Here is an 11,572-nt window from a genome sequence, read left to right as displayed (position 1 = left end):
CCCGTGCGGTGCGGGTGCCGCGACGGCACGGGCGCTGGGCGCAGGGGGCGTGGTCGTGGACGGTCGGTGGTGCTCGCCGGGCTGCGGTTCGCCTGTGGGACATCCGGCGGAGGGCGTCCTCGCGTTCCGTGACCGGGGCGGCCGTTCGGGGGGTGGCTGGGACGTGCCGGCCGGTGCTGGTCGGTGCGGCGGCGAGCGGTGTTCGGCGAGCCGGAGCGGTCGGGTGGTGGCGGTGGGGGAGGGGCGGCTGTCCCCGTGTCCTCGCGGGGAAGGGGGCAGCCGCCGCCCGTGACGGCTACAGGTCGGCCGCGACCACTTCCGCGATCTGCACCGCGTTGAGCGCCGCGCCCTTGCGCAGGTTGTCGTTGGAGACGAAGAGCGCGAGCCCGTTCTCCGCCGTCTCGTCCGCGCGGATGCGCCCGACGTAGCTGGCGTCGCGGCCCGCCGCCTGCTGCGGCGTCGGGATGTCGGACAGGGCCACGCCGGGCGCGCCGTCGAGCAGCTCGCGGGCGCGTGCCGGGCCGAGGGGGCGGGCGAAGCGCGCGTTGATCTGGAGCGAGTGGCCCGTGAAGACGGGCACGCGCACGCAGGTGCCGGAGACCTTGAGGCCGGGGATCTCCAGGATCTTGCGGCTCTCGTTGCGGAGCTTCTGCTCCTCGTCCGTCTCCTCCAGGCCGTCCTCGACGAGCGAGCCGGCCATCGGCAGGACGTTGAACGCGATGGGGCGGACGTACTGCTGCGGCGCGGGGAAGTCCACGGCCTGCCCGTCGAAGGCGAGGCGCGTCAGGTCCTGCCCGGCGGCGGCGCGCACCTGGCCCTCCAGCTCGGCGACGCCGGACAGGCCGCTGCCGGAGACCGCCTGGTAGGTGGCGACGACGAGGGCCGTCAGCCCCGCCTCGGCGTGCAGCGGGCGCAGCACGGGCATGGCGGCCATGGTGGTGCAGTTCGGGTTGGCGATGATGCCCTTGGGGCGGTCCGCAGCGGCGTGCGGGTTGACCTCGGAGACGACGAGCGGGACGTCCGGGTCCATGCGCCAGGCGGAGGAGTTGTCGATCACGACGGCCCCGGCGTCCGCGACCTTCTCGGCGAGCGCCTTCGACGTGGTCTTGCCCGCCGAGAACAGCACGATGTCGAGCCCGGAGAAGTCGGCGGCCGCCGCGTCCTCGACCGTGACCACGCCGTCCTGCCAGGGCAGCGTGCTGCCCGCCGAGCGGGCCGAGGCGAACAGCCGGAGCTCGTCCACCGGGAACTTCCGCTCGGCGAGGATGCCGCGCATCACGCCGCCGACCTGTCCCGTTGCTCCGACGATCCCGATCTTCATGAGGCTCCTTCGCAGTACGCCCGCCCGTCCGTACGGGCAGGGTGCTCGTCCGGTGGATGTCCCGCCGTCCCTCACCAGACTGCCCCGAGCGGAGTGCCGAAGGCCAATCCATTCACGCCGGTGATAGTTCTGTATGGAAGTAACGCCACCGTAACGAGGTCGAACTAACCTCCGGAACCTGGCGTTTCCGGTCCCCACGACAGCAGAGGTGGAAGGCGTGCAACTCACCCCGCGCGAGCAGGAGCGACTGCTCATCCACGTGGCCGCGGACGTCGCCGACCGGCGGCGCGCCCGGGGGCTGCGGCTCAACCACCCGGAGGCCGTCGCCCTGATCACCGCCCACGTCCTGGAGGGCGCGCGCGACGGCCGCACGGTCGCCGAGCTGATGGAGTCGGGCCGCCGCGTCCTCGGCCGGGCCGACGTGATGGAGGGGGTGCCCGAGATGATCCACGACGTCCAGGTCGAGGCGACCTTCCCGGACGGCACCAAGCTCGTCACCGTCCACGAGCCCATCGCCTGAGCAGGAGGAGGCACCCGTGATCCCCGGAGAGATCCTGTACGCCGACACCCCCGTCCCCCTGAACGAGGGCGCGCCCGTGACGCGGCTGACCGTCACCAACGGCGCCGACCGCCCCGTCCAGGTCGGGTCGCACTACCACTTCGCCGAGGCCAACCCCGGCCTCGTCTTCGACCGCGCCGCCGCGCGCGGCAAGCGGCTCGGGATCGCCGCCGGGACCGCCGTCCGCTTCGAGCCGGGCATCCCGGTCGAGGTGGAGCTGGTGCCGCTGGCAGGCCGCCGCGTCGTGCCCGGCCTGCGCGGCGAGACCGGCGGCGCGCTGTGACCACCACCGCCCCCGTCCCCGCCCCCGCCCCCGCCCCCGCCACCATCATCCGCACGACCGAGGAGAGGGGACGGGCATGGCCGAGCTGACCCGCGCCCGGTACGCCGACCTGTTCGGACCGACCACCGGCGACCGGCTGCGGCTCGCCGACACGGACCTGCTGATCGAGATCGAGGACGACCTCGCGGGCGGCCCCGGCAGGGCGGGCGACGAGGCCGTCTTCGGCGGCGGCAAGGTCATCCGCGAGTCCATGGGGCAGTCCCGCGCCACCCGCGCCGAGGGCACCCCCGACACGGTGATCACCGGCGCCGTCGTCCTCGACCACACCGGGATCGTCAAGGCGGACGTCGGCATCAGGGACGGCCGCATCACCGCCCTCGGCAAGGCCGGGAACCCCGACACCATGGACGGCGTGCACCCGGACCTCGTGATCGGCCCCGAGACCGAGATCATCGCGGGCAACGGCCGGATACTCACCGCGGGGGCCATCGACGCGCACGTCCACTTCATCTCGCCGACCATCGCCGACGAGGCGCTCGCCTCCGGCGTCACCACCCTCGTCGGCGGCGGCACGGGCCCCGCCGAGGGCACGAAGGCCACCACCATCACGCCCGGCGGCTGGCACCTGGCCCGCATGTTCGCCGCCCTGGACGGCATCCCCCTCAACATCGGCCTGCTCGGCAAGGGCAACACCGTCTCCCGCGACGCCATGCTCGCCCAGCTGCGCGGCGGCGCCGTCGGCTTCAAGATCCACGAGGACTGGGGCGCCACCCCCGCCGCCATCGACGCCTGCCTGTCCGTGTGCGAGGAGACCGGCGCCCAGCTCGCGATCCACACGGACACGCTGAACGAGGCGGGCTTCGTCGCCGACACCCTCGCCGCGATCGCCGGGCGCGGCATCCACGCGTACCACACCGAGGGCGCGGGCGGCGGGCACGCGCCGGACATCATCACGGTCGTCTCCGAGGCGAACGTCCTGCCCAGCTCGACCAACCCGACGCGCCCGCACACCGTCAACACCGTCGAGGAGCACCTCGACATGCTGATGGTCTGCCACCACCTCAACCCGTCCGTGCCCGAGGACCTGGCCTTCGCCGAGTCCAGGATCAGGCCGTCCACCATCGCCGCCGAGGACGTCCTGCACGACCTGGGCGCCATCTCGATCATCTCCTCCGACTCGCAGGCCATGGGCCGCGTCGGCGAGGTGGTCATGCGCACGTGGCAGACCGCGCACGTGATGAAACGGCGGCGCGGCGCGCTGCCGGGCGACGGCGCCGCCGACAACCTGCGGGCCCGCCGTTACATCGCCAAGTACACGATCAACCCGGCCGTCGCGCAGGGGCTCGACCACGAGATCGGCTCCGTCGAGCCGGGCAAGCTCGCCGACCTCGTCCTGTGGGACCCGGCGTTCTTCGGCGTGAAGCCGCTGCTCGTCATCAAGGGCGGCCAGATCGCCTGGGCGCAGATGGGCGACGCCAACGCGTCCATCCCGACGCCGCAGCCGGTCCTGCCGCGCCCCATGTTCGGCGCCACGGGGCGCGCCCCGGCGGCGAACTCGTTCAACTTCGTCACCGCGCTCGCGCTGGAGGCCGGGCTCGACGAGCGCCTCGGCGACCGGTACGGCGTCGGCAAGTCGTTCACCGCCATCGCGAACACCCGGGGCGTCACCAAGGCCGACATGCGGCTCAACGACGCCAGGCCCGCCGTCGCCGTGGACCCCGACACCTTCACCGTCACCATCGACGGCGAGGCGGTCGTCCCCCAGCCCGCCACCGAACTGCCCCTCGCCCAGCGCTACTTCCTCTTCTAGGGGCACGCCTTTGACGAGTTCCCGCCGCGCGGCCCTGCTGCTCCTCGCGGACGGCCGCTTCCCCGCCGGGGCGCACGCCCACTCCGGCGGCGCCGAGGCCGCCGTCCGCGCGGGCCGCATCCAGGGCCCCGCCACCCTGGCCGCCTTCTGCGAGGGCCGCCTCCACACCACGGGCCTGGTCGCCGCCGCCCTGGCGGCCGCCGCCTGCGCCGGCTGCGACCCGTACGCGCTCGACGCCGCCGCCGACGCCCGTACGCCCGCGCCCGCCCTGCGCGACACCGCCCGCAAGCTGGGCCGCCAGCTCCTGCGCGCCGCACGCGCCACCTGGCCCTCCCCCGAGCTGGACGCCGTGGCCGCCGCCAGGCCGCGCGGCCTGCACCAGCCCGTCGTCCTCGGCCTGACCGCCCGCGCCGCCGGGCTGGCGCCGCGCGACGCCGCGCAGACGGCCGCGTACGAGAGCTGCGGCGGCCCGGCGACCGCCGCCGTACGGCTCCTGAGCCTCGACCCCTTCGACGCCACGGCCGTGCTCGCCGGGCTCGCCGACGCCATGGACTCCGTCGCCGAGCGCGCCACCGCGGCCGCCGACGCCGTACGCGCCACCGGCGACACCGGCCGCCTCCCCGCCGCCTCCGCGCCCCTCCTCGACATCACCGCACAGCAGCACGCCGCCTGGCCCGTGCGCCTCTTCGCCTCCTAGGGAGCCCGCCCATGCACCTCGACCACCCCGAGACATTCCCCCACCGCCACACCTGGAGCAGCGCGCGCCCCACCCTTCCCGACGGCACGCGCCGCGCCCTGCGGATCGGCCTGGGCGGGCCCGTCGGCTCAGGCAAGACCGCGACCGTCGCCGCCCTGTGCCGCGCGCTGCGCGACGAACTGTCCATCGCCGTCGTCACCAACGACATCTACACCCGCGAGGACGCCGACTTCCTGCTGCGCAACGCCGTCCTCCCGCCGGAGCGCATCGCCGCCGTCGAGACCGGCGCCTGCCCGCACACCGCCATCCGCGACGACATCTCCGCCAACCTGGAGGCCGTGGAGGACCTGGAGGAGCGCACGGGGCCGCTCGACCTCGTGCTCGTCGAGTCGGGCGGTGACAACCTCACCGCCACCTTCTCCACAGGGCTGGTCGACGCGCAGATCTTCGTGATCGACGTCGCCGCGGGGGACGACATCCCGCGCAAGGGCGGGCCCGGCGTCACCTCGGCGGACCTGCTCGTCGTCAACAAGACCGACCTCGCCCCGTACGTCGGCTCCGACCTCGACGGCATGGCGCGCGACGCGAAGGCGCAGCGCGGCGACCTGCCCGTCGCGTTCACCTCGCTGCGCGGCGAGGACGGCGTGCGGCCGGTCGCGGAGTGGGTGCGGGAGCGGCTCGCCGCCTGGACGGCCGGGCGCCCGGTGCGTGCCGCCGCCGTATGACGGGGGCGGGGGTCACCGCCCACGCGCGCCTCACCGCGGCGGCGGACGGGACGCTGCCGCTGCTGCGGGGCGACGGCCCGCTCGCGCTGCGCCGCACGCGGGCGGCGGGGGCGTACAGCCAGGTCACGGTGGTCGGCGCGATGAGCGCGCCGCTCGGCGGGGACCGGCTGCGGCTGACCGCCGAGGTCCTGCCGGGCGCGGCGCTGCGCGTCACCTCCGCCGCCGCGACCGTCGCGCTGCCGGGGCGTGACGCGGCGGGCGCGACGTACGACACCGCCCTGAGCGTGGGCGGCGGCGGCTCGCTGCACTGGCTGCCCGAGCCCGTGATCTCCGCCGCGCGCAGCGACCTGCGGATGACGACCCGCGCCGACCTCGCGGACACGGCGCGGCTCGTCTACCGGGAGGAGCAGATCCTCGGGCGTTCCGGCGAGGCGCCGGGGCGGCTGGTGGCGCGGCTGGTGCTGGGGATCGGCGGGGCCGTCGTGCTCGACCAGGAGCTGGCGTACGGGCCAGGCGCGCCCGGCGCCGACGGCGGGGCCGTCCTGGGCGGGCACCGGGCGGTCGGCCAACTCCTCGTCGCCGACCCGGCGTTCACCGACAAGCCCGCCGAACCGCTGCTCCTCGGCGACACGGCGATGGTGACACCGCTGGCCGCCCCCGCCGCCCTGGTGACAGCGGTGGCGGCCGACGGCCTGACACTGCGCCGCCTCCTGACAGCGGGCGCGGAACACCTGGGCGTGCTGCTGTAGTCAGGCCACTTCGCCACCGATGGCACGCAGCACGTCCCCCAGCACGGCATCGAGCTGGGCCCACGTCTCCGAGAGCAGCCCGATGGTCTGCTCGGACGGATCGGCGCGGACGTCGGGCGCGGCGTGCACGGCCGCAGTTCTCCGGAAGAGATCCCGACCCGCTGCCCGTTCATCAGCGCACTCCGTTCGCCGTCCCGGCGCCCTGACGCCGCGCCGCCTCGTGGGCATGAGGCGGCGCGGCGCCGTGTCAGGGGGTGATCGGGGCCTGGTGGTAGATCTGGGCGGCCTCGTAGTCGGTCACCATGCGGTCCCAGACGCGGACGTCGTCGATGGTGCCGGGGAAGAACGAGCGGGGCGTGCCGCCGGTGTCGCCCGCGCCGATGAGGACGGGGCCGTCCGCCGTGAACGGGGTGTCGAAGGGGACCGAGCCCGCCCTCTCGCCGTCCACGTACAGGGTCAGCGTCCCCGCGTACGCGTCGTGCACGCCGACGAGGTGCGTCCACGTGTCCTTCGCGGCGGTCTGCCCGTCCGGCTGGGTGACCCGTGCCCCGGCGCCCTCCCCGTCGTACTGCGCGAAGGACCAGCGGTCGTCGGCCGCCGACCAGGACAGCTCGAAGCCGACACCCGCCGGGCCCGCCTGCGCGGCCACCACCGCGTCCGCCGCCGGGGTCCCGTCGAGCCGCGCCCAGGCGGAGACGGCGAAGTTGCGGCCGGTGTCGACCAGGCCGGTCGCGGTCGTGGCGTAGGCGTCCGTGCCGTTGTAGTGCGCGGCCCGGCCGTGGACGCCGGGGACGCCGGTCTGCACGCCGCCGTGGTACCCGGCGGGCAGCGCGGCGGCCGCGCCGGTGACGCGGCGGCCGGTCGTCTCGTCCAGCGGGAAGCGCGCCACGGCGGGGCGGCCGGTGCTGTCCGGGTCGGCTGGGGTCCTCGCGTGGTCCCAGACGCGCACGTCGTCGATGCTGCCGGGGAAGAACGAGCGGGGCGTGCCGCCGGTGTCGCCCGCGCCGATCAGGACGCGGCCGTACGCGTTCCAGGCGCCGTCGAACGGGGCGGTGCCGGCGAGCTGCCCGTCGATGTGGAGGAGCAGCTGCCCCGACGCCTCGTCGTACGTGCCCACCAGGTGCGTCCACGCGCCGGGCACCACGTCCACGTCGGTGGCCAGCGCCCGCACGGGCGCCGTGCCGTCCGCCGCGTCGGCGCCGTACCGGCCGAACGCCCAGCCGCCGTCGGCCGCCGACCAGGACAGCTCGAAGCCCGCCTGCCGCCTGCCGGTCTGCGTGACCACCACGGCGTCCTGCGCCGGTTCCGCGTCCAGCCGCGCCCAGGCGGACACGGTGAACGACCTGCTCGTGTCCACGACGGGGGCGGTCGTCGCCGCGTATCCCGTCGCGCCGTCGAGGTGGAGCGCCGTGCCGGTGGTCCCGGGGGTGCCCAGGGTGGCCGTGCCCGCCAGGTTCGCCCAGCGGGCCGGGACGGCGGCGGGGGTGGCGGACGCACCGGCGGCCTCGTCGGCCTGCCACCGCGCGCGGGGACCGGCACCGGCGGCGACGCGGAAGACGTAGGTGACCTCGTCGGAACCGTTGCCCGCGCGGTCGAGTGCCCTGACAGTGAGGGTGTGCTCGCTGGGAGTCGGTGGTACCCAGTCGATCGTGCGTGCCGCTCCGCCGGTGGTGGGGACCGTCACCATGGGGCCGCCGTTCAGCCAGTAGACATACTCGACCACGTCGTCGTCGTGCGCGGTCAGGGTGAAGCTGCCGTAGTGCCCGGTGCCCTGGTGCCAGGGCGCGACCGGGTCATCCCTCCGGAACTCCGGGTAGGCCGCCGAGGAGATGTCCGGCTCGGCGGGGCTCGTCCTGTCGTGCACGAAGTGGCAGGCGTGCCGCCCGTCGCCGCTTGAGGACCACGGGCTGTACGCCGTGCCGTCGAACGAGCGGGCGTGCCACCGGACGGGCGTGTCCGGCGGGATGTCCTCGGGCAGGGTGACGCGGAAGGTGGAGCCGGACGACAGGGCCGTGGTCAGCCCCGACTCCCAGCGCACCGCGTCCCCCTGGCCGTCCCCCGCGTCCCAGCTCGCCGCGAACTCCACGGCCACCGTGTCCCCGTCGGGGTCGGTGACGTCACGGGCCTCGATCTGTTCGAGCGAGCCGGTCCATGCGGGGTCGGAGGCGGGGCGGCACGCGCCGCCGTACTCCATGGACAGCTGGGCGGGAGTGATCTGGTCCGGTGGCCCCTCCACCGGCGCCGCTGTGGCGTCCGCCGCCAGGACGGCGGGCACCAGCCCGGCGAGCAGCGCCGCGGACGCCAGCAGCGTCCCCGCCCGTTCCTTGTTTCGTCGTCTTGCCTGTTGCAACGGTCCACCCCAACACGGATCAGCACGGCAGGTATACGCCAGCTGACCCTAGGGTGACGTCCCTGTAGCGGAAAGGTGGCCGAAGGGGGGCAATGGCGTGCCGATGACGTGTTCATGGGCAAACAATCTTGTGACTTCCCTCACTTCGTGGGTGGGGATATGTGTGGATTGCGTCGTTCGCCCGGCTCGACATGGTGTGACGTCGGCTCTTTTCTGTGGCACCCGATGCCGGTGTGGCAACATCTTTGGCACGTTATGGAGAAAACGTGTCCGCCGGGGGGAGGAGTGCGGGCCGTGTGAGGGGGAGTCGGTGTGAAGATCACGTTCTTGCTCAACAACGCCTACGGCATCGGGGGGACGATCCGGGCCGTGTCGACGCTGTCGGCGGCGTTCGCCGAGCGGCACACCGTCACGATCGCGAGCCTTTACCGGCACCGCGACACGACCAGCTTCACGTTCGACCCGCGCGTCCGGATCGTCACGCTGATCGACGAGCGCGAGGGGACGGCGGACGCCGCGCTGCTCGCGCAGGCCGGGCCGAGCGAGGTGCTGCCGGGGGAGCGGACCGCGTCGCGGCTCAGCGACGAGCGGCTGGGCGCGTTCCTCGCCGCCACCGACGCCGATGTCGTGATCGGCACCCGGCCCACCCTCAACACCTACCTCGGCAGGCTCGGCACCTCGCGCTACCTGCGGATCGGGCAGGAGCACTCGCAGCTCGGCACCCGGTCGGCCGAGTCGCGGGAGATGCAGCTCGCCGCCGTGCCGCTGCTCGACGCGTTCGCCCCCGTGGCCGCCGCCGACGCCGCCGACTACCGCGCGGCGCTGCCGGACGCCCCCGCCCGCATCGTCCACATACCCAACGGCTCCGCCGCGCCCGCCGTCGCCCCGGCCACCGGGGACAGCCGGGTGATCGTCGCGGCCGGGCGGCTCGTCGGCGTCAAGCGCTACGACCGGCTGCTCGACGCGTTCGCCAAGCTGACCGGCGAGTTCCCCGACTGGGAGCTGCGGATCTACGGCCGCGGCCAGGCCAAGCCGGGGCTGCGGGAGCACATCGAACGGCTCGGCCTCTCCGACCGCGCCCGCCTCATGGGGGCCGCCGCGCCCATCGAGACCGAGTGGGCCAAGGGCGCGATAGCCGCCGTCACGTCGGAGTACGAGTCGTTCGGCCTGACCATCGTCGAGGCGATGGCGTGCGGCGTGCCCGTCGTCTCCACGGACTGCCCGGTCGGGCCGCGCGAGATCATCACGCACGGCGAGGACGGCCTGCTCGTCCCGCCGGAGGGCGGCGCCGACGCCGTCGCGCAGAGCCTGCGGACCCTGATGGCGGACGCCGGGCTGCGCCGCCGCATGGCGGGGAAGGCGCAGGCCACGGCGGCCCGTTACCGGCCGGACGCGATAGCGCGCCGGTACGAGGAGCTGTTCGGCGAACTGCGGCCCGCGCTGCGCCCGGCCGGGAAGCTGCGGGGCCTGTTCGGCGGCCGGAAGCGGCAGGCCGCCGCCGAGCCGGTCGTCGCGGCCGTGCCCGACGCGGGACCGCCGTCCGCCCACTGCGCCGCCACGCCCGACGGCGGCTTCACTGTCGCGCTCGGCCAGGCCGCGCGGGGCGAGCTGGTGCTGCGGCTGCGCAAGTCGTCCCCGCGCCGGGAGATACGCGTCCCGCTGGACCGGGACGGCCGCGCCGCCGTCCCCCGCGCCGCCCACGCCCTCGCCGAGGGCCGCTGGGACTGCTTCCTCGCCACCGAGGGCGACAAGCCGCGCCGCGTCGCCGCCGCGCTCGTCGAGCAGGCCGCGCTCGTCACCGCGCCGCCCGCCACGGCCTCCGGCGGCGTCACCTCCTGGGTCCCGTACACCACCAAGGACGGCAACCTCACCGTCCGCGTCTGGCAGCGCCCCGCCCACGCGGAGGTCACCGGGATCGCGGCGCACGAGGACTCGGCCACCGTCACCGTGCGGCTGCTGGGGAACGCCGCCCCGGGCCGGGTGGCGGGCGCCGTCGCCGCGTGCCGCCTCGACGCCGGGCGCGACTTCACCGCCACGGCCGTGACCCTCGACGAGGAGCGGATGCTGCTGACCCTGCCCTACGGCGAGGCGTTCGCCCGGCGCGCCCAGGAAGAGCCCACGCAGTGGGAGGTACGCCTGCGGACCGCGGACGGGCACCTGCTCACGGTCGGCCGCATCGGCGGGGACAGCGCCGACCGCAGGGCCACGGACGTGTACCCGGCGGCCGTGCGAGACGGGGTCGCCGTGCGCGTGGGGTACACCTCGGACAACGTGCTCGTCCTGAGCGCCCGCGAGGTCCCGCCGCCCGCTCCCGGGGAGACCGCCGAGGCCGCCGCCGACGAGTGAGGTGAGTCAGCGGCCGAGCAGGGCGGGCAGCTCGCGCATGTCGTGGAAGACGACGGTGTCGGGCCCCGCCAGCCACTCGGCCGGCGTGAGCCCGCCCGCGTAGCCGAACGACCGCATCCCCGCCGCGCGGGCGGCCCGTACGCCGTACTGGCTGTCCTCCACGACCACGCAGTGCTCCGGCGCGACGCCCATCCGCTCCGCCGCGTACAGGAACAGGTCGGGCTCCGGCTTGCCGCGCGCCACCTCGGTGGCGCTGAAGATGCGCCCCGCGAACCGTTCGTACAGGCCCGTACGGCTCAGCGTGCGGCGCATCTTGTCGTGCCCGCCGCTCGACGCGATGCAGTGGGGGAGCGGGCCGAGCGTGTCCAGGGCGGCGGAGACGCCCGCGACCTCGGTCAGCTCCGCGTCGATGACGGCGGCGAGCCGCGCCCTGTACTCCTCGCCCCACCGCTCGGCCAGGGCCTCGCCGAGCCGCTCGGCGACCTGGAGCCGCACGGCCTGCTCGGAGCGGCCGAGGAAGCGGTCGACGATCTCGTGCTCGGTGAGCGGCCAGCCCAGCTCGGCGCCCAACTCGACGCACACACGCAGGGCGAGGGGCTCGCTGTCCACAAGCACGCCGTCGCAGTCGAAGATCACCAGGTCGAGGGGAAGCGCCACCCGGGCAGCCTAACCCGTGCCGGGCGGGGGGCGGGATCCGGCCAGGGGGCGGGAGGGTCCGCCGCTGACCTGCGA

The 11,572-nt window shown here is 75.0% G+C and carries 11 protein-coding genes; 7 read left to right on the top strand and 4 right to left on the bottom strand.

The window, feature by feature from the left end:
* Nucleotides 1-295: 295 nt before the first annotated feature.
* Nucleotides 296-1,321 carry an aspartate-semialdehyde dehydrogenase gene (locus tag ACIBPC_RS14635; protein ID WP_362964874.1) on the bottom strand — a complete coding sequence of 342 codons (1,026 nt, stop codon included), beginning with the start codon at nucleotides 1,319-1,321 and terminating at the stop codon, nucleotides 296-298.
* 217 nt (nucleotides 1,322-1,538) lie between these two features.
* On the opposite strand from ACIBPC_RS14635, the gene ACIBPC_RS14630 reads away from it, so the two are divergent.
* From ACIBPC_RS14630 to ACIBPC_RS14605, 6 genes are all read left to right on the top strand, one after another.
* A complete protein-coding gene (locus tag ACIBPC_RS14630) occupies nucleotides 1,539-1,841 on the top strand; it encodes an urease subunit gamma (RefSeq protein WP_362964872.1) in 303 nt (100 codons plus the stop codon).
* Between the two features lie 16 nt (nucleotides 1,842-1,857).
* Nucleotides 1,858-2,163, top strand: coding sequence for an urease subunit beta (locus tag ACIBPC_RS14625; RefSeq protein WP_362964870.1), 306 nt, complete (start codon nucleotides 1,858-1,860; stop codon nucleotides 2,161-2,163).
* 76 nt (nucleotides 2,164-2,239) lie between these two features.
* Complete coding sequence (locus tag ACIBPC_RS14620) at nucleotides 2,240-3,973, top strand: urease subunit alpha (protein WP_398844271.1); 1,734 nt, start codon at nucleotides 2,240-2,242, stop codon at nucleotides 3,971-3,973.
* A 10-nt stretch (nucleotides 3,974-3,983) separates the two neighbouring features.
* Nucleotides 3,984-4,670 carry an urease accessory protein UreF gene (locus ACIBPC_RS14615; protein ID WP_398844268.1) on the top strand — a complete coding sequence of 229 codons (687 nt, stop codon included), beginning with the start codon at nucleotides 3,984-3,986 and terminating at the stop codon, nucleotides 4,668-4,670.
* An 11-nt stretch (nucleotides 4,671-4,681) separates the two neighbouring features.
* Entirely contained in the window at nucleotides 4,682-5,395 is a 714-nt protein-coding gene (gene ureG, locus ACIBPC_RS14610) for an urease accessory protein UreG (protein WP_362964864.1), read from the top strand.
* Nucleotides 5,392-6,144 (top strand): urease accessory protein UreD, encoded by a 753-nt coding sequence (locus ACIBPC_RS14605; RefSeq protein ID WP_398844266.1) that lies wholly within the window; start codon nucleotides 5,392-5,394, stop codon nucleotides 6,142-6,144. Before ureG ends, ACIBPC_RS14605 begins: the two co-directional genes overlap by 4 nt.
* Here ACIBPC_RS14605 and ACIBPC_RS14600 read toward each other — a convergent pair whose 3' ends face one another.
* Both ACIBPC_RS14600 and ACIBPC_RS14595 read right to left on the bottom strand, forming a co-directional pair.
* A complete protein-coding gene (locus tag ACIBPC_RS14600) occupies nucleotides 6,145-6,273 on the bottom strand; it encodes a hypothetical protein (protein WP_398844264.1) in 129 nt (42 codons plus the stop codon).
* 118 nt (nucleotides 6,274-6,391) lie between these two features.
* Entirely contained in the window at nucleotides 6,392-8,494 is a 2,103-nt protein-coding gene (locus ACIBPC_RS14595) for a LamG-like jellyroll fold domain-containing protein (protein ID WP_398844261.1), read from the bottom strand.
* Nucleotides 8,495-8,806: 312 nt separating this feature from the next.
* Between ACIBPC_RS14595 and ACIBPC_RS14590 the strand changes: the two genes are divergently transcribed.
* Nucleotides 8,807-10,840, top strand: a complete 2,034-nt coding sequence (locus ACIBPC_RS14590) for a glycosyltransferase (protein WP_362964854.1) — start codon at nucleotides 8,807-8,809, stop codon at nucleotides 10,838-10,840.
* A 6-nt stretch (nucleotides 10,841-10,846) separates the two neighbouring features.
* On the opposite strand, the gene ACIBPC_RS14585 is transcribed toward ACIBPC_RS14590, so the two are convergent.
* Nucleotides 10,847-11,497, bottom strand: a complete 651-nt coding sequence (locus ACIBPC_RS14585; protein ID WP_398844259.1) for an HAD family hydrolase — start codon at nucleotides 11,495-11,497, stop codon at nucleotides 10,847-10,849.
* Nucleotides 11,498-11,572 lie beyond the last annotated feature (75 nt).

The organism is Streptomyces sp. NPDC049879 (assembly GCF_044461265.1).
GTDB lineage: Bacteria > Actinomycetota > Actinomycetes > Streptomycetales > Streptomycetaceae > Streptomyces.
Note: the sequence above shows the minus strand (reverse complement) of the source record. Positions and strands in the feature narration are given on the sequence as shown.